This window comes from Seohaeicola nanhaiensis (genome assembly GCF_042654245.1).
In the GTDB taxonomy this organism is placed as follows: Bacteria; Pseudomonadota; Alphaproteobacteria; order Rhodobacterales; family Rhodobacteraceae; genus Seohaeicola_A; species Seohaeicola_A nanhaiensis.
Window position 1 is genome coordinate 221,923 of sequence record NZ_JBHSGI010000034.1, and the last position, 22,713, is coordinate 244,635.

General features: G+C 66.5%; 23 protein-coding genes, 2 tRNA genes and 2 riboswitches. Of the genes, 14 read left to right on the forward strand and 11 right to left on the reverse strand.

The window, feature by feature from the left end:
- Window positions 1-9 precede the first annotated feature (9 nt).
- Genes ACFO5X_RS25060 through ACFO5X_RS25070 form a run of 3 tightly spaced genes read right to left on the reverse strand, consistent with a single transcriptional unit; the run spans window position 10 to window position 2,569 of the window.
- Window positions 10-930: a dihydrodipicolinate synthase family protein gene (locus tag ACFO5X_RS25060; protein ID WP_380722786.1), complete on the reverse strand. Its 921-nt coding sequence runs from the start codon at window positions 928-930 to the stop codon at window positions 10-12.
- Window positions 931-944: 14 nt separating this feature from the next.
- Window positions 945-1,538 carry a LysE family translocator gene (locus tag ACFO5X_RS25065; protein ID WP_380722788.1) on the reverse strand — a complete coding sequence of 198 codons (594 nt, stop codon included), beginning with the start codon at window positions 1,536-1,538 and terminating at the stop codon, window positions 945-947.
- The gene (locus ACFO5X_RS25070) at window positions 1,532-2,569 is read right to left on the reverse strand and encodes an L-idonate 5-dehydrogenase (RefSeq protein ID WP_380722790.1); all 1,038 of its coding nucleotides are present in this window, start codon (window positions 2,567-2,569) and stop codon (window positions 1,532-1,534) included. The genes ACFO5X_RS25065 and ACFO5X_RS25070 overlap by 7 nt, the downstream gene beginning before the upstream one ends.
- Before the next feature lie 113 nt (window positions 2,570-2,682).
- On the opposite strand from ACFO5X_RS25070, the gene ACFO5X_RS25075 reads away from it, so the two are divergent.
- Complete coding sequence (locus tag ACFO5X_RS25075; protein ID WP_380722792.1) at window positions 2,683-3,444, forward strand: SDR family oxidoreductase; 762 nt, start codon at window positions 2,683-2,685, stop codon at window positions 3,442-3,444.
- Window positions 3,445-3,548: 104 nt separating this feature from the next.
- Window positions 3,549-4,439 carry a phytanoyl-CoA dioxygenase family protein gene (locus ACFO5X_RS25080; RefSeq protein ID WP_380722794.1) on the forward strand — a complete coding sequence of 297 codons (891 nt, stop codon included), beginning with the start codon at window positions 3,549-3,551 and terminating at the stop codon, window positions 4,437-4,439.
- Here ACFO5X_RS25080 and ACFO5X_RS25085 read toward each other — a convergent pair whose 3' ends face one another.
- The gene (locus ACFO5X_RS25085; protein WP_380722796.1) at window positions 4,440-5,144 is read right to left on the reverse strand and encodes an RraA family protein; all 705 of its coding nucleotides are present in this window, start codon (window positions 5,142-5,144) and stop codon (window positions 4,440-4,442) included.
- Window positions 5,145-5,256: 112 nt separating this feature from the next.
- Between ACFO5X_RS25085 and ACFO5X_RS25090 the strand changes: the two genes are divergently transcribed.
- The 5 genes from ACFO5X_RS25090 (at window position 5,257) to thiE (ending at window position 11,414) form a co-directional block, all read left to right on the forward strand.
- Complete coding sequence (locus ACFO5X_RS25090) at window positions 5,257-7,038, forward strand: IlvD/Edd family dehydratase (protein WP_380722798.1); 1,782 nt, start codon at window positions 5,257-5,259, stop codon at window positions 7,036-7,038.
- A 10-nt stretch (window positions 7,039-7,048) separates the two neighbouring features.
- Window positions 7,049-7,786 (forward strand): SDR family oxidoreductase, encoded by a 738-nt coding sequence (locus tag ACFO5X_RS25095; RefSeq protein ID WP_380722800.1) that lies wholly within the window; start codon window positions 7,049-7,051, stop codon window positions 7,784-7,786.
- A 163-nt stretch (window positions 7,787-7,949) separates the two neighbouring features.
- Window positions 7,950-8,072, forward strand: a riboswitch (TPP riboswitch).
- Between the two features lie 98 nt (window positions 8,073-8,170).
- Complete coding sequence (gene thiC, locus ACFO5X_RS25100) at window positions 8,171-9,973, forward strand: phosphomethylpyrimidine synthase ThiC (protein ID WP_380722802.1); 1,803 nt, start codon at window positions 8,171-8,173, stop codon at window positions 9,971-9,973.
- Window positions 9,970-10,779: a hydroxyethylthiazole kinase gene (gene thiM, locus ACFO5X_RS25105; protein WP_380722804.1), complete on the forward strand. Its 810-nt coding sequence runs from the start codon at window positions 9,970-9,972 to the stop codon at window positions 10,777-10,779. Before thiC ends, thiM begins: the two co-directional genes overlap by 4 nt.
- Window positions 10,776-11,414 (forward strand): thiamine phosphate synthase, encoded by a 639-nt coding sequence (gene thiE, locus ACFO5X_RS25110; RefSeq protein ID WP_380722806.1) that lies wholly within the window; start codon window positions 10,776-10,778, stop codon window positions 11,412-11,414. Before thiM ends, thiE begins: the two co-directional genes overlap by 4 nt.
- On the opposite strand, the gene thiD is transcribed toward thiE, so the two are convergent.
- Complete coding sequence (gene thiD / locus ACFO5X_RS25115) at window positions 11,403-12,227, reverse strand: bifunctional hydroxymethylpyrimidine kinase/phosphomethylpyrimidine kinase (RefSeq protein ID WP_380722808.1); 825 nt, start codon at window positions 12,225-12,227, stop codon at window positions 11,403-11,405. The genes thiE and thiD overlap by 12 nt on opposite strands.
- 33 nt (window positions 12,228-12,260) lie before the next feature.
- Window positions 12,261-12,382: riboswitch (TPP riboswitch) on the reverse strand.
- Between the two features lie 370 nt (window positions 12,383-12,752).
- Between thiD and ACFO5X_RS25120 the strand changes: the two genes are divergently transcribed.
- The 3 genes from ACFO5X_RS25120 to ACFO5X_RS25130 are packed head-to-tail and all read left to right on the forward strand — an operon-like array spanning window position 12,753 to window position 14,440.
- The gene (locus ACFO5X_RS25120; protein ID WP_380722810.1) at window positions 12,753-13,238 is read left to right on the forward strand and encodes a hypothetical protein; all 486 of its coding nucleotides are present in this window, start codon (window positions 12,753-12,755) and stop codon (window positions 13,236-13,238) included.
- Window positions 13,235-13,546, forward strand: coding sequence for a hypothetical protein (locus ACFO5X_RS25125; RefSeq protein WP_380722812.1), 312 nt, complete (start codon window positions 13,235-13,237; stop codon window positions 13,544-13,546). The genes ACFO5X_RS25120 and ACFO5X_RS25125 overlap by 4 nt, the downstream gene beginning before the upstream one ends.
- Window positions 13,547-13,567: 21 nt before the next feature.
- Entirely contained in the window at window positions 13,568-14,440 is an 873-nt protein-coding gene (locus tag ACFO5X_RS25130) for a transglutaminase family protein (protein ID WP_380722814.1), read from the forward strand.
- Window positions 14,441-14,536: 96 nt separating this feature from the next.
- On the opposite strand, the gene ACFO5X_RS25135 is transcribed toward ACFO5X_RS25130, so the two are convergent.
- Window positions 14,537-14,611: transfer RNA gene (locus ACFO5X_RS25135), tRNA-Asn, on the reverse strand.
- Between the two features lie 81 nt (window positions 14,612-14,692).
- Complete coding sequence (locus tag ACFO5X_RS25140; protein ID WP_380722816.1) at window positions 14,693-15,604, reverse strand: MBL fold metallo-hydrolase; 912 nt, start codon at window positions 15,602-15,604, stop codon at window positions 14,693-14,695.
- A gap of 106 nt (window positions 15,605-15,710) precedes the next feature.
- Between ACFO5X_RS25140 and ACFO5X_RS25145 the strand changes: the two genes are divergently transcribed.
- Window positions 15,711-17,030 carry an ATP-binding protein gene (locus ACFO5X_RS25145; protein ID WP_380722818.1) on the forward strand — a complete coding sequence of 440 codons (1,320 nt, stop codon included), beginning with the start codon at window positions 15,711-15,713 and terminating at the stop codon, window positions 17,028-17,030.
- Here the strand turns inward: ACFO5X_RS25145 and ACFO5X_RS25150 are convergent.
- Window positions 17,027-18,151, reverse strand: coding sequence for an aromatic ring-hydroxylating oxygenase subunit alpha (locus ACFO5X_RS25150; protein ID WP_380722820.1), 1,125 nt, complete (start codon window positions 18,149-18,151; stop codon window positions 17,027-17,029). The genes ACFO5X_RS25145 and ACFO5X_RS25150 overlap by 4 nt on opposite strands.
- A gap of 326 nt (window positions 18,152-18,477) precedes the next feature.
- Between ACFO5X_RS25150 and ACFO5X_RS25155 the strand changes: the two genes are divergently transcribed.
- On the forward strand, window positions 18,478-18,642 hold the full coding sequence (locus tag ACFO5X_RS25155) for a hypothetical protein (protein WP_380722822.1): 165 nt from the start codon (window positions 18,478-18,480) through the stop codon (window positions 18,640-18,642).
- Between the two features lie 111 nt (window positions 18,643-18,753).
- Here the strand turns inward: ACFO5X_RS25155 and ACFO5X_RS25160 are convergent, their stop codons facing one another.
- The 3 genes from ACFO5X_RS25160 to ACFO5X_RS25170 all read right to left on the reverse strand — a co-directional run bounded on the left by ACFO5X_RS25160 (window position 18,754) and on the right by ACFO5X_RS25170 (window position 20,851).
- Window positions 18,754-19,722, reverse strand: a complete 969-nt coding sequence (locus tag ACFO5X_RS25160; RefSeq protein WP_380722824.1) for a glycosyltransferase — start codon at window positions 19,720-19,722, stop codon at window positions 18,754-18,756.
- A gap of 295 nt (window positions 19,723-20,017) precedes the next feature.
- On the reverse strand, window positions 20,018-20,572 hold the full coding sequence (locus ACFO5X_RS25165; protein ID WP_380722826.1) for a VPLPA-CTERM sorting domain-containing protein: 555 nt from the start codon (window positions 20,570-20,572) through the stop codon (window positions 20,018-20,020).
- Between the two features lie 203 nt (window positions 20,573-20,775).
- Window positions 20,776-20,851, reverse strand: a tRNA-Ile gene (locus ACFO5X_RS25170).
- 148 nt (window positions 20,852-20,999) lie between these two features.
- On the opposite strand from ACFO5X_RS25170, the gene purM reads away from it, so the two are divergent.
- Window positions 21,000-22,046: a phosphoribosylformylglycinamidine cyclo-ligase gene (gene purM / locus ACFO5X_RS25175; protein WP_380722828.1), complete on the forward strand. Its 1,047-nt coding sequence runs from the start codon at window positions 21,000-21,002 to the stop codon at window positions 22,044-22,046.
- Window positions 22,043-22,639: a phosphoribosylglycinamide formyltransferase gene (gene purN / locus ACFO5X_RS25180; protein WP_380722830.1), complete on the forward strand. Its 597-nt coding sequence runs from the start codon at window positions 22,043-22,045 to the stop codon at window positions 22,637-22,639. The genes purM and purN overlap by 4 nt, the downstream gene beginning before the upstream one ends.
- Window positions 22,640-22,713: the final 74 nt, after the last annotated feature.

A 22,713-nucleotide genomic window follows, 5' to 3' on the forward strand; every position in this document is an offset into this window, starting at 1 on the left:
CGGTCTCCTTCAGCGGCCCCAGCGCAGGACCAGCGGGTCGAGCGGGGTCAGCAGGTCTAGCAGCATGGCGCGGGTAGCGGGGTGCAGCGGGGCGATGGGGTGGCGGCAGAAGTCCGAGGCGATGACCCCGCCCGCCACCATCGCCGCCTTGGCGGCACGGAAGCCGCACTGGCGGTTCTCGTGGTTGATCGCGGGCAGGATGCGCGCGTAACCCCTTGTTGCGGCGTCCTTGTCGCCCGCAAGGAAGTCGCGCACCACCGGGCCGATCAGGTCGGGAATCATGGCGCTGGTCATGCAGCCCGTCGCCCCGGCGTCGAGATCGGCCAGCAGGGTGATGCCCTCTTCGCCGTCGAAGGGCCCCTCGATGGCGGCGCCCCCCGCGGCGATCAGCGCGCGGAGTTTGGCCGCCGCCTGGGCGCATTCAATCTTGAAAAGCTTCAGCGCCTCGATTTCCTGCGCCATCTTCACCAGCAGCGGCACGGGCAGGTCCACGCCCGACAGCGGCGCGTCCTGCAGCATGATCGGAATCCCGACCTCGCCCACCGCGCGGAATTGCTCGAAGGTCTGTTCGGGTGTGCCCTTGAGCAGCGCGCCGTGATAGGGCGGCATCATCATTACGATATCGGCGCCCAGGCTCTGCGCCTGTTTTGCGCGGGCCACCACGATGGGCGTGGCGAAATGCGAGATGGTAACGATCAGAGGCACGCGCCCTCCGATATGCTCGGCCGAGAGACGCATCAGGCGAAAGCGTTCCTCGTCCGAGATCAGGAATTGCTCCGAGAAGTTGGCGAGGATGCAGATGCCGTCGACGCCCTGGTCGATCATGCAGTCGAGCACACGGCGCATGCCGTCCTCGTCGACTTCGCCAGTATCGTGGAACGGCGTGGGGGCAACAGGCCAGACGCCGGAATATGTTGTAGGTTCAGTCATGTGTCAGCCTTTCTTCATCTTGTGGCCGAAACCAGCGCCAGCAGCACGACGCCCAACATGGCGGCGGCCATGAGGTAATTGATGCGGCGCTGGGTGGCTTCGGGCAGGTTCAGGCGGTGCAGCGCGACACCGGCCCAGAGCCAGCCTAGGTGGATCGGGATCCAGATCAGGTTCGAGACGATCAGCTTGGCGATGACCTCGGTGGTGAAGTTGTCGGGGTAGATCGGGAAGCCCGAATAAAACGCGGTATTGACCGCATAGGCCTTCGGGTTGATCGCCTGCAGCATAAGCCCGGCGGCGATGCCCGGGGCGGTTCGCGCCTCGATGAAGGCGAGTTTGGTGCCGGCAAAGGCGATCTTTGCGGCGAGATAGAGCAGGTAGGCGATGGAGGCGGCCATCAGCACCATGCGGATCACCGGCACGCCCAGCACGATGGCGGCAAGGCCCGAGATCACCGCCAGCGCAACAAGATTGGTGCCGATGAACAGGCCGATCAGATAGGAGAGCCCCGCGCGAAATCCGTAGGCCGCGCCGACGCCCGCAATCGACAGAACACCCGGCCCCGGTGTCACGATCAGCAGGAAGACGGCGAGCGCGAAGGTCAGCACCCGGCGAACTCCAGCTGCACCTTCATCGCGCGGCTGCGGTCCGAGGCGGTCTCGAAGGCGGTCTGGAAGTCGGACAGGGCAAAGCTGTGGGTCAGCAGGGGCGTGACGTCGATCAGCCCGCCGGCCATGAAGCGGACGGCGCTGGCGAATTCCTCGTGAAAGCGGAACGATCCGCGCAGATCCAGTTCCTTGGCGGTGATCATCATCATCGGCAGGCGCATGTCGCCGCCGAGGCCCAGCTGCACCACGATGCCGCGCGGGCGCATCGCGGGCAGGGCGGCGACCAGTGCGGGCTCGGCCCCCGAACATTCGAGGAGCACGTCGATCTGTCCCTTGCCGGCGGTATAGGGCGTCAGCGCCTCGGGCGTGACGGCGGTGTTCAGCACGACATCGGCCCCGGCGGCATGGGCGTAATTCAGCGCGCGTTCTGCGATGTCGGTGGCGATGATCTCGCCCGCACCGGCGCGGCGCGCGGCGAGGATCGAGAGCACGCCGATGGGGCCGCAGCCCGTCACCAGCACCCGGCGGCCCAGCAGCGGGCCGGCGCGGCTGACGGCGTGCAGGCAGACAGACAGCGGCTCGGCCATCGCCGCCTGCGCGGGGTCGAGGCCATCGGCGCGCACGCATTGGCTGGCCTTCGCCACCAGCACGTCGCGGAAGGCGCCCTGGATATGCGGGAAGGGCATGGCCGAGCCGTAGAAGGCCATGTTCAGGCAATGGTTCGGCAGCCCCCGGTGGCAGTAGTCGCAAGCGCCGCAGGGCCGCGAGGGCGAGACGGCGACAAGATCGCCCTCGCTCAGCCCGCTGACGCCTTCGCCCAGCGCAGTGACATGGCCCGAAACCTCGTGGCCCAGGATCATCGGTTCGCGCACGCGCACCGTGCCGAAGCCGCCGTGGCTGTAGTAATGCAGGTCCGATCCGCAGATTCCGCCGCGCGCGATGGCGATGCGGACCTCTCCGGGGCCGGGTGCGGGGTCGGGGCAGTCGCCCAGGCGCAAGTCCTTCGCGCCATGCACATAAAGCGCTTTCAAGTAGTGTCCTCCCCCAGGATCCACGCGCCGGAAGCGCCCTTGCAATACCCTAGAAATGGTATACCATTTTTGCAAGCGGCAAGGCGGTCAAGGCCCGACCAAGGGGAGGAAATATGCAGCTTTTCGATCTGACCGGGCGCCGGGCGCTTGTCACCGGTTCGTCGCTGGGGATCGGGTTCGCGCTGGCGCGCGGGCTGACGCAGGCGGGAGCCTCGGTCGAGCTGAACGCGCGCAATGCCGACCGGCTGGCCGGAGCGGCGGAATCGCTGCGGCGCGAGGGGGCGGAGGTTTTCGAACTGCCGTTCGACGCGACCGATCACGCGGCGGTGCGCGCGGCGGTCGAGGGGTTCGAGGCCGAGCATGGCGCCATCGACATTCTGGTAAACAACGCCGGGATGCAGCACCGCGCGCCGCTGGAAGAGTTCCCGCCAGAGGCCTTCGAGCAGCTGTTGCAGACCAATGTCGCCAGTGTCTTTCACGTCGGGCAGGCGGTCGCGCGGCACATGATCGGGCGCGGCGCGGGCAAGATCATCAACATCGCCAGCGTGCAGACCGCGCTCGCCCGTCCGGGCATCGCGCCCTATACGGCGACCAAGGGCGCAGTGGCGAACCTGACCAAGGGCATGGCGACCGACTGGGCGCGCAACGGGCTGAACTGCAACGCCATCGCGCCGGGCTATTTCGACACGCCGCTGAATGCCGCGCTTGTGGCGGACCCGGCCTTTACCGAATGGCTGGAAAAGCGCACCCCGGCGGGGCGCTGGGGCAAGGTCGAGGAACTGGTGGGCGCCTGCATCTTCCTCGCTTCGGACGCGTCGGCTTTCGTCAACGGGCACACGCTGTTCGTAGATGGCGGCATCACGGCCAGCCTTTAGAGAGGGCACATGGCGGACAAACCGGACATCGCCGATGCCGGCCGATCGCGGGGCCCACTGGAACGGGCTGGACCTCGCCGAGGCGTTGGACAAGGGGAAGTGACATGCTGACGGCCGAGCAGAAACGGTTCTATGCCGAGAACGGATATCTGAAGGTGGAGAACGCGGTGACGCCCGAGCAGCTGACGCGGCTGCGCGAGATCACCTACGGCCTGATCGACGCCTCGCGCACTGTCACCGAGAGCAACGCGGCCTATGACCTCGACAAGGGCCATACAGCCGACACCCCGCGCCTGACGCGGATCAAGCTGCCGCACAGGCAGGACCCGTATTTCTGGGAGGTGCTGCGTGACTCACCCTTGACCCAGGTGCTGAACGAACTGCTGGGTCCGGATACGGTGCTGCTGACCTCCAAGCTCAATACCAAGGCGCCGGGCGGCGGACGCGCGGTGGAGTGGCATCAGGACTGGGCCTTCTACCCGCATACCAACGACGACCTGCTGGCCTTCGGGCTGATGCTGGAGGATGTGGACGAGGCCAATGGCCCGCTGATGGTGATCCCGGGCACCCACAGGGGGCCGATCCTGAGCCATCATGCCAACGGTGTCTTCGCCGGCGCGATCGACCCGGACGATCCTCTGTTCGAGAGGGATCGCATCGTGACGCTGACCGGAAAGGCTGGGGACATGACGGTGCACCACGTCCGCACCCTGCACGGCTCGGCCCCCAATACCAGCGACCGGGCGCGGTTGATCCTGTTCTATGAACTCGCGGCGGGCGATGCCTGGCCGCTGCTGGGCACCGGCGCCTATTACACCCGGCTGGACCAGCAGGCCTTCTGGCGCGATCTGGAAGAGCGGATGGTCACCGGCCAGCCCTGCCTGACGCCACGGGTCGAGCGGGTGCCGGTGCGCCTGCCGCTGCCGCCGGCGCCCGACACCACCTCGATCTTCAGGACGCAGGAAAGCGCCGGGGCGCGCAGCGCCTTCCGCTAGTCATTCCTTTTCGATCCGCCGGGTGGCGGGGCTGGCCAGAAGCTCGACAATCGCGCCTGGCACCTTGAGGCCCTGGGCGACGCGCGCATCCAGCGCCTCTTCCAGCTCGCGCACCACGGCCAGCCTGGCGATCACCGCGTCGATGCGGGCGAAGGGCACCACGACCACGCCGTCGCGGTCGGCGACGATCATGTCGCCGGTTTCGACCTGCTGGCCGCCGACCTGCACCGCAAAGCCCACCTTGCCCGGCCCCTTGGCGAAGGGCGAAGAAGGGATCAGCCCGGTGCACCAGGCGGGCAGGCCGACCGCAACGATACCGGCGTAGTCGCGCATCGGGCCATCGGTCACAAATCCCGCGCCCCCGGCGTTCTTGAGCATCCCGATCACCCGGTCGCCTGCCGCCGCGCAACCCTGATGGCCCGCCGCCGAGGAGACGAGAATATCACCCGGCCGGATATGGGCCAGCGCCGCCTGGGTGGCCAGGATGTCGGCCGGGCCGTTGTCGGCAGTCAGCGCCGGGCCGGCGGCGACAAAGGGCAGATCGCGGCCGTCGCCCAGCGGCTTGATATTGGCCGCCATCGCCCCGCCGCCGCCCAGCGCATCTGCGACAAAGCCGGTCGGCACACCCTGAAAGGCGGCGATCTGCGCCTCTGTCGGGCGGGGCAGGGGGACACGGATGGTCAGGAGGGGCGTGTCTTCGATCATGGGAAATCCTTTATGGAGTGGCGGGGCACAAGATGGCTCTTGAATTTGGTATACCAAATTGAGAAGCTGCCTCAATCCTTCCGAGGCCGCTTCGAGACGAGGAACCATCACTATGACAAATACCCGTGCAGGCAAGAGATTCCGGTCGCAGGAGTGGTTCGACAATCCGAACAACCCCGGTATGACCGCGCTGTATGTCGAGCGCTATCAGAACCAGGCCTATACGCGGGGCGAGTTGCAAGGGGAAAAGCCGATCATCGGCATCGCCAATACCGGCAGCGACATCGCGCCCTGCAACAAGATCCACGTCTTCCTGATGGATCGCATCAAGGCCGGCATCCGCGACGGCGGCGGCATTCCGATGGAATTCCCGGTGCATCCGATCCAGGAGACCGGCAAACGGCCGACCGCGGCGCTGGACCGCAACCTGGCCTATCTGTCGCTGGTCGAGGTGCTGCATGGCTATCCCATCGACGGCGTGGTGCTGACCACCGGCTGCGACAAGACGACCCCCGCCATGCTGATGGGGGCGGCGACCGTCGACATCCCAGCCATCGCGCTGAACGGCGGGCCGATGCTGGACGGCTGGTGGAAGGGCAAGCGCGCCGGATCGGGCACCATCGTCTGGGAAAGCCGCCGTCTGCTGAGCGAAGGCAAGATCGACTACGAGGAATTCATGTCGCGCGTCTGTGCCTCGGCGCCCTCGCTCGGGCATTGCAACTCGATGGGCACGGCCAGCACCATGAACGCCATGGCCGAGGCGCTGGGGATGTCGCTGACCGGCAACTCGGCCATCCCCGCGCCCTTCCGCGAGCGGATGAACATGGCCTACGAGACCGGCAAGCGGATCGTTGCGATGGTCTATGAGGATCTCAAACCCTCGGACATCCTGACCCGCGAGGCCTTCGAGAACGCGATCATCGTCAACGGCGCCATCGGCGGCTCGACCAATGCGCCGCCGCACCTTCAGGCCATCGCGCGCCATGCCGGGGTGAAGCTGAACGTGAAGGACTGGGAGACCATCGGCTTCAAGGTGCCGCTGTTGCTGAACATGCAGCCGGCGGGCGAATACCTGGGCGAAAGCTTTTTCCGCGCCGGCGGTGTGCCGGCGATCATGGGCGAGCTGCGCAAGGCCGGGCGGCTGCACGACGGGGTGATGACCGCCACCGGCAAGACCATGGGCGAGAACCTGGAAGGCTGGGAGAGCCGCGATCTCGACGTGATCAAGACGGTCGCCAACCCGCTGCGCGAGAATGCAGGGTTTCTGGTGCTGTCGGGCAATCTGTTTGACTCGGCGCTGATGAAGACCAGCGTGATCTCGGCCGACTTCCGCAAGCGCTTCCTGTCGACGCCTGGCAAGGAGGGCATCTACGAGGCCCGCGCGGTGGTCTTCGAGGGGCCGGAGGATTACCACGACCGGATCAACGATCCCGATCTGAAGATCGACGAGACGACGATCCTGTTCATTCGTGGCGTCGGATGCGTCGGCTATCCCGGCTCGGCCGAGGTGGTGAACATGCAGCCGCCGGATGCGGTGATCAAGGCGGGGATCAACCACCTGCCCACGGTCGGGGACGGGCGGCAGTCGGGCACCTCGGAAAGCCCGTCTATCCTGAACGCCTCGCCCGAGTCGGTGGTCGGCGGCGGGCTAGCCTACCTCAGGACCGGCGACATGGTGCGGCTGGACCTCAACGCCAGCCGGATGGACGCGTTGGTGGACGAAGCCGAGTGGCAGGCCCGAAAGGACGCCTGGACCCCGCCGGAGATCCACAACCAGACCCCCTGGCAGGAAATCTACCGCACCCATGTCGGCCAGCTGGCCGATGGCGGCTGCCTGGAACTGGCGACCGCCTATCAGAAGGTCGCCCGCGACCTGCCCCGCGACAACCATTGAAGGACGCCTCATGAGCAAGACTATCATCATCACCGGAGCGGGCAGCGGCATCGGCCGCGCCTGCGCCGAAACCTTCCTGGCCGATGGCTGGCGGGTCGGGCTGATCGGCCGCCGCGCCGGGGCGCTGGAAGAGACGGCGGCAGGCGATCAAAATGCGCTGGTGCTGCCCTGCGACGTGACCGACGAGGCGCAGGTGGACGCGGCCTTCGACAAGGCGATGGAGGCCTGGGGGCACCTCGACGCGGTTTTCAACAACGCCGGGGTCAGCCTGGCCGGCGCGCCGATCGACGAGATCGCCGTCGACGACTGGCGGCGGGTGATCGACATCAACCTGAACGGTGCCTTCCTGGTGGCCCGCGCCGCCTTTGGCCGGATGCGCCACCAGAGCCCGCAGGGCGGGCGGATCATCAACAACGGCTCGATCTCGGCCCATGTGCCGCGCTGGGGCTCGGTGGCCTATACTGCGTCGAAACATGCGATCACCGGGCTGACGCGGACGATCTCGCTGGACGGGCGGCCGTTCAACATCGCCTGCGGCCAGATCGATATTGGCAACGCCCTGACCGAGATGGCGCGCAAGATGACCACGGGAATGCCGCAGGCCGATGGCTCGATCGCTGTCGAGGCGGTGATGGATGTGAGCCATGTCGCCTCGTCGGTGCGCTACATGGCCGGGCTGCCGCTCGAGGCCAACGTGCAGTTCATGACGGTGATGGCAACCAACATGCCCTTCATCGGACGCGGCTGAGGCCGCGCGCGCCCGTTCCGGGCGCGAAGCCGCGCGGGGCGCGCGGCTGCCTCCGGCGGAGGTATTTTTCGAACCAGAGAAGCGGCAGGCGCCGCGTGATCCCGGGGGCGGGCCGTGGCCTGCCCCTGCGGTTGACAAGCGCGCGCGGCGCGCGCAGGGTGTGCGGACTCACCTGGGGGGTCCCGACAAGGGGCTGAGATACTGATCGTGCCGCAAGGCGCAGCGCAGTGACCCGATGAACCTGATCCAGTTCATACTGGCGTAGGGATGGTGCACCGGCCGCGCGGCGCTTGCCGATACGTCACAGACGTATTCCGTTCGGTCTTCCTCCATTCGAACGCGGAACTGGGTCTCCAACGCTTTGAGCTCTGGAGGCTCCGACCGATGAAAGATCTGACACCCACCGTCACCACCGGGCCCTTGCCCGGCTCGCGCCGCGTCTGGCACCGGGGCGTGCTGCACCCCGACATCCGCGTGCCCATGCGCGAGATCGACCTGCATCCGACTGCCGGCGAACCGTCGGTGACGGTCTATGACAGCTCGGGGCCTTATACCGACCCGGAGGCTGATATCGTCCTCGACCGCGGCCTGCCGCGTCTGCGGGAGGCCTGGGTGGCTGCACGCGGCGATACCGAGACCTACGCGGGGCGGCATGTGCGGCCCGAGGACAACGGCTTTGCCGATGGCGCGCGGCTGGTGCCCGAGTTTCCGGTGCGCCATGCGCCGCGCCGGGCGGCGAACGGGAGGGCCGTGACGCAGATGGCCTATGCCCGCGCCGGGATCGTCACGCCGGAGATGGAGTTCGTCGCGATCCGCGAGAACATGGGGCGGCAGGCGGCGAAAGAGGCGCTGCTACGCGACGGCGAGAGCTTTGGCGCCGAAATTCCCGATGTCATCACGCCGGAGTTCGTGCGGGACGAGATCGCGCGGGGGCGGGCGATCATCCCTGCCAACATCAACCACCCCGAGGCCGAGCCGATGGCCATCGGGCGCAACTTCCTTGTCAAGATCAATGCCAATATCGGCAACTCCGCCGTGACCTCGTCGATGGCCGAGGAGGTGGAGAAGATGGTCTGGGCGACGCGCTGGGGCGCGGATACGGTGATGGACCTCTCGACCGGGCGCAACATCCATAACATCCGCGACTGGATCCTGCGCAACAGCCCGGTGCCCATCGGGACCGTGCCGCTCTATCAGGCGCTGGAGAAGGTGGGCGGCATCGCCGAGGAACTGAGCTGGGAGGTGTTCCGCGACACGCTGATCGAACAGGCCGAGCAGGGGGTGGATTATTTCACCATCCATGCGGGCGTGCGGCTTCACATGATCCCGATGACGGTGAACCGGGTGACGGGGATCGTGTCACGCGGCGGGTCGATCATGGCCAAGTGGTGCCTGCATCACCACCGCGAGAGCTTCCTCTACGAACATTTCGATGAAATCTGCGATATCGCAAGGGCTTATGACGTGTCGTTCAGCCTGGGCGACGGGCTGCGTCCGGGCTCCATCGCCGATGCCAACGACCAGGCGCAATTCGCCGAGCTGGAGACGCTGGGCGAGCTGACGCAGATCGCCTGGGCCAAGGACTGCCAGGTGATGATCGAGGGGCCGGGCCATGTGCCGATGCACAAGATCAAGGCGAACATGGACAAGCAGCTGGCGGTCTGCGGCGAGGCGCCGTTCTATACGCTGGGGCCGCTCACCACCGACATCGCGCCGGGATACGATCATATCACCAGCGGCATCGGCGCGGCGATGATCGGCTGGTTCGGCACGGCGATGCTCTGCTACGTGACGCCGAAGGAGCATCTGGGGCTGCCGGACCGGGACGACGTGAAGGTGGGGGTGATCACCTACAAGATCGCGGCCCACGCCGCCGATCTCGCCAAGGGCCACCCGGCGGCGCGGATCCGCGACGACGCGCTGAGCCGCGCGCGGTTCGAGTTCCGCTGGGAGGATCAGTTCAACCTGAGCCTCGACCCCGAGACCGCGCGGTCGATGCATGACGAGACCCTGCCCAAGGAGGCGCACAAGGTCGCGCATTTCTGTTCGATGTGCGGGCCGAAGTTCTGCTCGATGCGCATCTCGCACGACATCCGCGCCGAGGCCCAGAAGGCGGGCATGGCGCAGATGGCCGAGAAATTCCGCGAAGGCGGAGAACTTTACCTGCCGCTGGAGGACAAGGCATGACCCAGACACCCGCAACCCTTCTGGCCGTACTGCGCGCCAGCCCGCCGCTGGTGCAATGCATCACCAACTATGTGGCGATGAACATCGCCGCCAATGTGGTGCTGGCGGCCGGGGCCAGTCCGGCCATGGTCTCCGACGTCGAGGAGGCCGAGGAATTCGCCCGCATCGCCGGGGCGCTGACGGTCAATATCGGCACGCTGTCGCCGGCCTTCGTGGCGGGGATGCGCGCGGCGATTGCCGGCGCGCAGGCGGCGGGTCGGCCCTGGGTGCTGGATCCGGTCGCCTGTCAGGCAACGGGCTATCGGCGCGATGTCTCGGCAGAGTTGGTCCGACTGCGCCCGACGATCATCCGGGGCAATGCCTCGGAAGTGCTGGCGCTGGCGGGCGAGGCGAGCCGGGGGCAAGGCGTCGATGGCCGCGATCCCGTGGCCGCCGCCGAGAAGGGCGCGCGCTGGCTGGCCCATGAGACCGGCGGCGTGGTGGCGGTGACGGGCGAGGTGGATTTCGTCACCGATGGCAGCCGCGCGGCGCGGATTTCGGGCGGTTCGCCCTGGATGCCGATGAACACCGCGCTTGGCTGTTCGCTGACCTGCCTCTGCGGGGCTTATGCGGCGGTGGCCGAGGATCCCTTCGACGCCACCGTCGCCGCGCTGGCGCATTTCGCGGTGGCAGGGCAACGCGCCCATGAGGGCGCCACGGGGCCGGGCAGCTTTGCGCCGCGTTTCCTCGATGCGCTGCAGGCGGTGACACCCGAGGCGCTGGCGGGTGAGGCGGTCATCCGTGCCGAAGAGCCCGTTCCGGCATGAAGCCATCGTTCGACCTCTCGCTCTACCTCGTGCTCGATCCCGGCCTCTGTGCCGGGATCGGGATGGTCGAGACCGCGCGCCGCGCCGTGGCGGGCGGGGCAACCATGGTGCAGCTGCGCGACAAGGAGGGCGGCACGGCGGCGATGGTCGAGACCGGGCTGGCCCTGAAGGCCGCGCTTGCTGGTTCAGGCGCGCGGCTGATCGTCAACGACGACGTGGCGGCGGCGGTCGAGATCGGCGCGGACGGTGTGCATATCGGCCAGGGTGACATGAGCGTCATCGAGGCGCGGGCGCTGATTGGCCCGGAAATGCTGCTGGGTCTCTCGGTCGAAACGCCGGACCTGGCGGCGCGGGTCGACCCCGCGATGGTCGATTACGTCGGCGCCGGCCCGGTCTTTGCCACGCCAACCAAGACCGACCACAAGACGCCCGTCGGCTTCGACGGTCTGGCGGCGCAGGTGGCAGCCTGTCCGGTGCCTGCGGTGGCCATCGGCGGGCTGAAGGTAGACCATGTCGCACAGACCTTGGCGGCCGGGGCGAAGGGGCTCGCGGTGGTTTCGGCGATCTGCGGGCAGCCGGACCCGGAGGCTGCCGCCCGCCGCCTCCGGGCCGAGATCGACCGCCTAACGCGCTGAGGGCCAGAGTGCATGGAAATGGTGCACCGGCCCGTGGCCCTGACCCACGTCCAGCCGGTCACTCGCCGCCAGCGCGCCGTGCAGATAGGTCTTGGCCCGCCGCACCGCCTCTTCCACGCCATGGGCCGGCAATAGCGCGGCGATGGCCGAGGACAGGGTGCAGCCGGTGCCGTGGTCGTTGGTCGTGGCAATGCGCGGCGCGGGCAGGGCGGTGGTGCCCTGCGGTCCGAACAGCAGGTCGGTGCTGTCGTCGCTGCCTTCCAGATGGCCGCCCTTCAGCAGCACCCATTCCACACCCAATGCCAGAAGATCGCTGCGCGCCGCCTGCATGGAGTCCGCTGTCCAACGGTCGCCGCGCCCCAGCAGGACCGCCGCCTCGGGCAGGTTCGGGGTGACGACGGTGGCCAGCGGTACCAGCAGCGCGCGCAGGGCGCCCACCGCCTCGGGGTCGAGCAGGGCATGGCCGCTTTTCGCGATCATCACCGGGTCGAGCACGATGTTCTTTGCGCCGTGGTGCCTGAGCCGGTCAGCCACCGCCGCGGCGATGGCGGCATTGGCGATCATGCCGATCTTGACCGCATCGATCCGCACATCCTCCAGCACGGCGTCGATCTGGTCGGCCACAAACGACGGCTCCAGCGCCACGAAACGGCGCACACCTTGGGTGTTCTGCGCGACCACGGCGGTGATCGCGGAACAGGCGTAGGCACCTAGTGCCGAGAAGGCCTTGATATCGGCCTGAATGCCCGCGCCGCCCGACGGGTCGGTGCCCGCGATGGTCAGCACATTGGCGATGGCGAAATCTGGGGACATGGCGGCCTCGTCTTGTGGGGCCGGCAAGGGAAGAGAGTCACGCGGTCCCGTCCCTTCGCCGGCATGATCCGGATCAGGTTCAAAGGGTCACTGCGCTGCACCGGATGGTGCGATCAGAGTCTCAGCCCCTTGTCGGGACCCCCCTCGGTGCTGCCATGGTATCAGGCCGGGCGGCGGGTTCAATGCCGGGTTTGCCGCGCGCGCCGGCTGCGCGCTAGCGTTGGCGAGTTGCATCGGAACTGCCCGAAAACCGGGCTGTCCTCAGGAATTTCGGACAATTTTCAGTTTAGAGGCCGGAATTGCAGATAAAGCCAGTGCCAGCCATAGCAATTGTCCCCCGGCATCTCCATCTCTGCAAGGCATCATCACGCAGGATCGCCTGCGCGGACGAAGTACGAGAATTCCCGGACATATCCAGCAGGCGCGCGCCGCGGACAATGTCCTGAAAAACCGACCCGCTGCAGAAGTGCTGCGGGTCTTCCCCCTGAAACGCCACCGCTTGTTCACAAACCCCCGGGAGGGCACATGACCCCCAAGATCCGAACCATTGCGATATTTCACAAACCTTTCAAACTCCCCACCCTCAACGAAACCCTGCCGGCCGGGGAATATGAGATCGAGACCGAGATTTCCGATGCCGTCGGTGTTCTCAGTTCCCCAGACTGGACCACGAAGGTGCAGGTCAAGCTCCAGCCTCGGGCGCAGTATCCCGGTTTGTCGCGTACCCTGACGGTTGCGCTGGTCGATCTGCAGCAGGCGATGGCAAAGGACAAGCAGACCAACCGCGATCTGGTCGACTACTTTCTGGAAGAGATGCTGGCCGATCCGCTGATCCGTCTTGTCATGCAGGCCGACAGTGTGTCCGACTCAGAGGTGCGCCACTATAACGCCCAGGCGCGCCGGGTGGCGTCCAGGGGCAAACCCGCAACAATCGCCGGGACCGCCGGCAAACCGCGCGAGGCGGTTCAGACTGGTGCATCGGTCGCCTGTGCCGCGGGCATGAAAGCATGAGCGCCGCACCGGTGGATCTTGACGGCCGGCGCCGCGGCGAGGGCCGCCTGAAGGTTATTCTGCGCCGAAAGGCGGTCAATTCCGGCTATTCGCCGAAGATGGGGTGCGATCGTCTGGAAGCGGAAATTGATGCGCGACTTGCGCGCGGTCCGGCGCTGGACTGGGCGCAGGCGCTGGATGCAGTTCGCTTTTTGCTCGATCAATACGCCGCCGCTCCCGAGGCGAGGGCCCCGCAAACCCGACGACTGATAGACCGCGCTCTGGGCGACCTCGCCCGTCTGAAGATTCCGGCGCAAAGCACGTTATGATACAGTGGTGAGAAGAGAGAGATGCCGCGCATCAGTATAACACACGAGACGACCTACCGCTATCGCAGCCCGGTCCGGCTGGATCCCCACCGGATGATGCTGCGCCCGCGCGAAAGCCGTGACCTGCGGCTTGTCGCCTTCGATCTCGATATCGCGCCCGCGGCCCGTGTGGTCTGGTCCCATGACGTGGCCGGCAATGCCATCGCGCTTGCCACCTTCGAGACTGAGGCCGAGGTACTGTCGATCCGCTCACGCGCCTTCGTCGACCTGACCGCGCCGGTCTGGCCCGTCTTCCCGATCGCGGCCGAGGCGATCTCCTATCCCTTCCGCTACAGCGACGAGGATATCACCGACCTGGGGGCGCTGACGCTGGCCCAATATGCCGACGACGCCGGCCGCCTGCGCGATTGGGCCAAGGGTTTCGTGATGTCCCGGCCGACCGACACGCTCTCGCTGCTCAAGGACCTGTCCAACGGCGTCGCCGCCCGCATCGCCTATCAGAGCCGCGAGACCGAGGGCACCCGCGGCCCGCTCGAGACGCTGGATCTGGGCGAAGGGTCCTGCCGCGACTTCGCCGTGCTCTTCGCCGAGGCGGTCCGAACGCTCGGCTTCGGCGCCCGGCTGGTCTCGGGCTATCTCTTCGATCCCGCCGCCGACCGGATCGGCTCGGCCGGATCGGGATCGACCCATGCCTGGGTCGAGGTCTTCGTGCCCGGCGCGGGCTGGATCCCCTTCGACCCAACCAACCGCTCGGTCGGCTCCGCCAACTTGATCCCCGTTGCCGTCGCCCGCCGGATCAGCCAGGTCGTCCCCGTCGCCGGCAGCTTCCACGGCAACGACAACGACCCGCTGGACATGGAGGTCGCCGTCGAAGTGCGCGAGGTGGAGGGGTGAGGCCGGGCAGGCGCCAGCCTGGAATTGACCCAAGCCCGAATTTCCCCGACCCGCCGGGTCTTGGCAGGCCGCACAACATGAACTACGTGGGGATATTGGCTCCGGCGGTAGGGATCGAACCTACGACCAATTGATTAACAGTCAACTGCTCTACCGCTGAGCTACGCCGGAACGGTCTGGGCGATATAGCAACCCGGTTTTGCGGCGTCCAGTGCGTTTTGGGGAGATTCTGGATTTTTCCTCGGGTCGCGGTCAGAGGTGGGTGAAGGTGGCGGTGGAGGCCAGGTCTCCGACCGGGGCGACAGTGGATTTTCCCGTAAGATCAACGAGGTGGGCGAAGACGTTGCGCTCGGCGGCAGGGATCAGGGCGGCGGGGGTCTCGGTGTAGATCCGCTCGGCCAGGGCGCGGGCGGTGGCGGGGCCGGATTCGAGCGCGGCGAGAATCTGGCGCTCGCGGGTCAGGCGGTGCTCGATCAGCCAGTCGAGCCGTCCACCCGGATCGGCGATGGGGCCACCGTGACCGGGGTGGAAGGCGCGCCAGTTGTGGGCGCGCAGGCGGCGGCAGGACTCCATGAAATCGGTCAGGTCGCCGTCGGGCGGCGAGACCAGCGAGGTGGCCCAGCCCATGACGTGGTCGGCGGTCAGGCAGAGGTCTCCCCAGCCAAGCGCGATATGGTTGCCGATATGGCCCGGCGTGTGAATCACCTCGAGCGACCAGCCGTCGCCTTCGACCCTCTCGCCATCGGCGAGCGTCACGTCGGGCCGGAAGGCGGTGTCGACGCCTTCGCCGCCGCCGGCGAGCCCGGCCTCGGCCAGGCGCGTCATCACCGGGCTGCGTCCGGCATGGGCGGTGCCGAAGGCCAGGATCGGCGCGCCGGTGCGCTGCGCCAGGCTGGCGGCCAGCGGCGAGTGGTCGATATGGGTATGGGTCACCAGGATGTGGCTGACAGACTGACCGGGCTCCAGCGCGGCGAGAATCGCCTCGAGATGGGGCAGGCTGGCCGGGCCGGGATCGACCACGGCGATCTCGCGCGTTCCTATGAGGTAGGTGTTGGTGCCGCGATAGGTCATGGGCGAGGCATTGGGCGCCACGATGCGGCGCAGGCCGGGTTCCAGTTCGATGGCCTTGCCCACGGGCGGATCGAAATCGTCGGGAGGGGTCATCGGCGGGCTCCTTGCTGCAGTCCGCGCCAGCACTACAGACTTTGGCGGGGGCTTCAAACAAAACTATCGGCTTCCGCGCGCGCGGCGCTGCGGCTAGGGTCGCGCCATGTCGTTTCGCTGGCTCAAGACCTATATGCCACGCAGCCTGTATGGGCGGGCGACCCTGATCCTTGTCCTGCCGGTGCTGGTGCTGCTGCTGGTGGTCTCGATTGCCTTTTCCAACCGGCATCTGGACGATGTGAGCCGGCAGATGAGCCGCGTGGTGTTGCGCGAGATCACCTTTGTCAGCGATCAGGTGGCCGGCGCTTCGGACCCGCAGGCCGCGCTGGCGATCCTTCAGCCCGAACTGGATGTCTTCGAGATGAAGGTGCGGCGGATCCCGCCGGACGAGCCGACCCCTCCCGATCTGATCTATTGGTATGACGTCTCGGCCAGCGCGGTGCGGCGCGAGTTGCGCAGCAGCCGGCTGGACGTGCCGTCGATCCGGCTGCCGGACAACCGCGAGGTGACCGTGGTCACGCAGGCGGGCGACGAGCGGCTGGAATTCGTGTTCAACCGCCGCCGCCTGACCGCGGCGGCGCCGCATCAGCTGATCGTGACGATGGTTTTCTTCGGCGTGCTGATGACCGCGATCTCGTTCCTCTACATGCGCAACCAGCTGCGTCCGATCACCCGGCTGGCGGCGGCGGCGCAGGCCTTCGGGCGCGGGCAGGTTGTGCCCTATTCGCCCTCGGGCGCGGTCGAGGTGCGCGCGGCCGGGCGCGCCTTTCTGGACATGCGGGCGCGGATCGAGCGGCAGATCGAGCAGCGCACGCTGATGCTGTCGGGGGTCAGCCACGACCTGCGCACGCCGCTGACCCGGATGAAGCTGGAATTGGCAATGTTCGACGAGGCCGAGGCTGCGCCGTTGATCGGCGACGTGGACGAGATGCAGCGCCTGATCGACGAGTTTCTCGACTTTGCCAAGGGTACCGCCGAGGGCGAGCCCGAGCCGGTCGACCCGCAGGCCCTGGTGCGCCAGGTGGTGGCCGACGCCACCCGCGCGGGCCGTGCGGTGACGCTTGTCGAAAGCAGCGGCGAGGGCGAGGTGATGCTGCGTCCGCTGGCGATCCGCCGCGCGGTCGAGAATCTGATCGGCAACGCGGTGCAATATGGCAGCAAGGCCGAGGTGTCGGTGACGCTGACCGACAAGTCGCTGCGCATAAGGGTCGAGGATGACGGTCCCGGGATCGCGCCGGATCAGCGGAGCGAGGCGCTGAAGCCCTTCTCGCGACTCGATCCGTCGCGCAACCAGAACAAGGGCGGCGGGGTCGGGCTGGGCCTGGCCATCGTCAACGACATCGCCCGCGCCCATGGCGGCGTGTTGCGGCTGACCGAGAGCGAGCGTCTGGGCGGGCTGCGCGCCGATATCGTGATCGGGCGCTAGGTGTCGCGCAGCAGCCGCTCGACGCTCCAGCGGCCGACCGCCTGAACCATGTCGTCGCGCCCCGACAGTGGACCGGGCCGGAACAGCGCCGAGGCGAGCGCGCGCTGCTGGCCCTCCAGCACGCCGACATCCTCGCGCGCGACCTTCTCCCAACGGTCATCATAGGCGCGGGCGCGGGCGGCAAAGCCGGGCAGGGCGGTCGTGCTCTCGGGGAAACAGCCGCCGATATGCAGGCGCGACCGGTCGGCGGCCACCGGGGTGACGTTCAGCCACCACATGCTGTCCTGCGCGACGGCGAACTGGCAGGTGGGATGAATGACGGTGAAGTAGGTGCCCTGCCGCGCGTCCTCGTCCAGCCCTTCGATCATCGGCAGCGGTTCGACGCTGCGGTCCATCGTGGCGATGCTGGTCGTGCTCAGCACCTGCATGCACAGCCAGTCGCCCCGGGTCGGGATTGGCCTTTGTGTCTGCGCGCCCACGGTGTTCCGGTGGACGATTCCGGTGTGATAGGTCTCCATCGCGTTTTCCAGCAGCAGCTTCCAGTTGCAGGCAACGTCGATCTCGAACTCCCAGGTGCAGCGCATCAGGTCGAGACGGTGCGAGGCCATGCGTTGGGGCAGGTCGCCCAGATGGTCGAGTAGCGGCGGCGCGGCGCGGTCGAAACTGGCGAAGACAAAGCCGTTCCAGCTGTCGAGCGCCAGCGGCACCAGCCCGTTCTCGGTGCGGTCGAACCCCTCGGCGTCCTGCATGTCGGGGCAGCCGTAGAGCCGCCCGTCCGAGAAATAGCTCCAGGCGTGGTAGGGGCAGACCACGCGCCCGCCGGTATTGCCCTGACCCTCGAGCAGGATCGATCCGCGATGGCGGCAGAAATTCGCGAAGCAGCGCAGCACGTCGTCCTGTCCCCGGATCAGGACAATCGGGCCGCCGGGCGTGTCGAAGGCGCGATAGTCGCCCCTGGCGGCCAGTTGATCTGTGCGGCAGAGGAAGAACCAGTCGCGCAGGAAGATCTTGGCGCGTTCGGCGGCGAAGATCTCGGGCGAGGTATAGATCTCGGCCGGCATGGATTTCGCGACCTTCAGCGGCGCCAGCGCTTCGGTCCAGTCGAGTGTCTGCAGGGGCATCTGGGTATTGTCCGGTCCGGTCCCGCGCGGGCTGTCCTGGGGATTGAAGCGGGGCGCACCCGGTCTGTCAAAAGCTTTCCGACACCGGCAGTGTTTGGCGCGGGCGCGTGGCGCAGGTTGCGGCACATCGCCCGACCGTGCGCGGCGAATCAGCGCAATCCTTTGGGACGTCGGGGCAATTGATGATCTGGCGCGTGTAAAACAGGGCGAGGAACACTCATTGTCTCGCGAACCGGATGCAATCCGCGCCTCAGGACGCGTGTTTCCTCGCTTTACCGGAATTCGTGGTAGGATTTACCCGTTGGTTACCAGTTGAGGATTTTGAGATGAACAAGCGTGTTGTCGTCACCAGGCTCATCGAGGAAGTGAAATACCTCCGGTTTCGCGGCACCCGCGACGAGACCATCCGCTGTCACCTGATCGAACAGGGCTGGGCCTTCGGCGCGGTTCAGGAAGCGCTATCGGGCGCGCTGGACCGCGACATGCGCTGACCTGCGGTTTGCGCACGGCAGGCTCGGTTCTAGACGGGCACGCCGGGTCTGAATGGCCTGTGGGTCCGCGGGCTGGAACGGCGATCCGGTCAGCCCTGGGTCCGATACGGTCTAGATCATTCGGAACAGCTGTTCGATGCGATGCGTCCAGTCATGCTGCGAACGGATGTGGGCGACGTTGCGCTCGCGGATCTCTTGTAACCGCGCCTTGTCGCGCGACAGGTCGAGGATGAAGTCGACCGCCTCTTTCGGATCATCCGGCGCCTCAAGGGTTGCGTCCTGCCAGCCGATCAGCGTGTCCGCCTCGGGCGTCACGGGGCGTCTGCCGACGACGGCACAGCCCGCGGCCAGACATTCGAACCAGCGCTGCCCCACGATGGAGAATGGAAAGCGCGACTGGTGGGTTGACCACGGATCGTAGGCCAGGGCGATCGCCGAGTTCTGAGCGATCTTCCAGAATTGGCGGCGGTGTGCGTGGAAATCGAGAATCGAGCGGATTTCCGTATGGTCGGTATGATACAGGAGACCGTCGCTGTCCGGGCCGTTCAGCGCGACCGACAGTTCGGCAATCAGGCTTTCGGGCTGCCTGCCATAGGCCAGTGCCGTAACAGGTCTTTCGGCATGCATGCCGTTGACCAGGCTGCTGTCCACCCCAAGCGGCAGGTGAAGCACGATCTTGCGGTCATTTGGCGAAAACCTGTCGATGGCCTCCTGAAACGGGATGGCGAGGTGATCGCAGACACCGGCCAGCGAAAACTGGCTGGACAGGGCCGACTTCATCCGCCGCGCCCTATCGTTGAAGAAATCGGGAACCGTCCATGCATCGAAAATATAACAGACGACCGTGGCGCCCCTTGCGCGCAGGTCGTTCAGACACTTCCGGTGAAGGCCAAGCCGGCTTGCCCGGATGGCGGAAAAGAAGGCGATGGACGTGCTGAGGTCACCCTTCGGCAGGGGTGCGTTCGGAGACAGGAGCTGCCCGCCGAATGCGCGGACCAGAACATCCTCCATCTCGACCACGCAGCACATCGCGGGCGAACGCTCGAAATCCCGTTCACTGACAACAAGTACATTCTTCATTCAACAGGCCCCCACCGGGATTACTGAATATGTTAGCGACTTTTGCAACGCCAAACTTGCGATTCCTGCCTGCGCGGCCCGCGGGAAGACCTTCGAGCGATGCGGAAATGGGCTCTGGTCCGCCGAGTCCGGATCGATCCCGGGTCGGCGCAGGGGAGGTCAGGGCCAGCGCGGTGGACGGCACGTGGTGTCCGCACAGGGGAGGCGCGCGGTATGGAAGGGATGGATACCAGCAAGACGACCGTCACCAAGACGCCTGTCCTTGGGTTGACGAGGGTAGCGAAGACTTCTTGAACTAGGATCGACGCTTTCTCAGCAGGCTCATTATACCGGCACCAGCCAGTAGAAGCGACGCAGACGAAGGAAGCGGAACAGGCATCGGTGCGGTTTCGAAAAAGAAATCCGCTGACCTCGCGTGAAAGTGCTCGCCATTTACAGAGCCGGAAACAGGCCCATCCTTCAGATATTTCAAATATCCCGTATGGTATTCTATCAAAAAGTAACCACCATAGGTGTATCCCGAAAAGCCTTCAGGACTCACATAAGGAGGATAGCTGGGTATCATGCTGCAATCCAGCTCTCCGATAAAACATGTGAAACTGGTGAAGTTGTCTGAATCATAAGAAATGCTTACATGGCGCCACTGCCAATCCGTCATCGCCATGATGTCGAAATTAGGCGAAAAAACCGCATCTTGATAGAAGGTTTTCATGAGACCAGGTGTGACTGGTTCCGCCGTGTAATTGAACAGGACTACTTTATTCAACCGCGCCATGAACTCTACAGAGACCGGCGCGGCCTGCGCGGACGTGGTGAAGAGCAGCGCGAAAAGCGGAGCAAAGAACTTCATGTGTTAACCCCCCGGCAAAACGCGATCAGTCTGGCTGGCGGTTCGATTCGGGGCAACGGCTATTCCAGCCGCTGAGCAGGGCCATGAGTGAAGCCAAAGGTCGGAGTCTGTTTGACCGATGGATTGCGGTTTTGATAGCGAATGCCGCCGGCGGCCCGGTCGTGTGACAGGCCGGCCCGGCAACAGGGCAGACTCTGGCGGAATGGTAGGCCCGGAGGGACTCGAACCCCCAACCAAAGCGTTATGAGCGCTCTGCTCTAACCGTTGAGCTACAGGCCCGCCGAGGCGAGCAATACGGCAGCGGCGCGCCCGGGGTCAAGCCGCCCCCGTCTGGACCTTCGGCAATCGCCGATCTGCCCCACTGGAAGGCGGTTGCGGTTTGCGTTAAGGCAGACGGCGATCACCGCGGCAGAAGGAATCCCCCGAGATGAGCGAAGGCAGGAACGGCGTCACCTATGCCGACGCGGGCGTCGACATCGACGCGGGCAACGCGCTGGTCGAACGGATCAAGCCCGCCGCCAAGCGCACCAACCGCCCCGGCACGGTCAGCGGTCTTGGCGGGTTCGGCGCGCTCTTCGATCTCAAGGGCGCAGGCTATGTCGACCCGATCCTCGTCGCGGCGACAGATGGCGTCGGCACCAAGCTGCGCATCGCCATCGACACCGGCCATGTCGACAGCGTCGGCATCGACCTTGTCGCCATGTGCGTCAACGATCTGGTCTGCCAGGGCGCCGAGCCGCTGTTCTTCCTCGACTATTTCGCCACCGGCAAGCTTGAGACCGAAACCGCCGCGCGGATCATCGAGGGCATCGCCGAGGGCTGCGTGCAGTCCGGCTGCGCCCTGATCGGCGGCGAGACGGCCGAGATGCCGGGCATGTATCCCGCCGGCGACTTCGACCTCGCCGGTTTTGCCGTGGGCGCGATGGAGCGGGGCAGCGACCTGCCGCAGGGCGTGGCCAAGGGTGACGTGCTGCTGGGTCTGGCCAGTTCCGGCGTGCATTCGAACGGCTATTCGCTGGTGCGCCGGCTGGTCGCCATCTCGGCTCTGGACTGGACCTCGGACTGTCCCTTTGGCGCGGGCAGCCTGGGAGAAAACCTGCTGACGCCCACCAAGCTCTATGTCCGCCCGGCGCTGGCGGCGATCCGCGCCGGCGGCGTCCATGCGCTGGCCCATATCACCGGCGGCGGTCTTACCGAGAACCTGCCGCGCGTCCTGCCCGAGGGGCTGGGCGCCGAGATCGAACTCGACGCCTGGACGCTGCCCGGTGTTTTCGGCTGGATGGCGGGCGTCGGCAATATCTCGCAGCCCGAGATGCTCAAGACCTTCAACTGCGGCATCGGCATGATCCTGGCCGTGGCCGCCGACCGGGCCGAGGCGCTGGCCGCGCTGCTGCGGGACGAGGGCGAAACCGTCTTCACCCTCGGCACCGTGACCGAAGGGCAGGGCGTTTCCTATCGCGGGACGCTCGGGTGAGTCACAAGCGCGTCGCGATCCTGATCTCGGGGGGCGGGTCGAACATGCTCGCCCTGCTGGACAGCATGACGGGCGATCACCGCGGCCGGCCCTGTCTGGTGCTGTCGAACGACGCCAAGGCCGGAGGGCTGGCCAAGGCGGCGGCGCGCGGGGTGGCGACGGCGGTGGTCGATCACCGGCCCTTCGGGCAGAACCGTTCGGCCTTCGAGGCCGAACTGATGAAGCCGCTGCGCGAGGCCGGCACGGATATCGTCTGCCTTGCCGGGTTCATGCGGGTGCTGACCGACGGGTTCGTCTCGCAATTGCAGGGACGGATGCTGAACATCCACCCCTCGCTGCTGCCGAAATACAAGGGCCTGCACACCCATCGCCGCGCGCTCGAGGCGGGCGACGCCGAACATGGCTGCACCGTTCACGAGGTGACCGCCCGGCTGGACGATGGCCCGATCCTGGGGCAGGCCCGGGTGCCGATCCTGCCCGAGGATACGCCCGAAGGGCTGGCAGCCCGCGTTCTGGTGCAGGAACACCGCCTGTATCCGGCCGTCCTGCGCCGCTTTGCGGCTGGCGACCGCCGGCCGCTTATGCTCGATTGAGCCGCATGGTGCGACCGGTTTGCATCGGCGCGGCTTTCGCGTATGACTGCGCCTTGCCGTGGGCAGGCGGCATT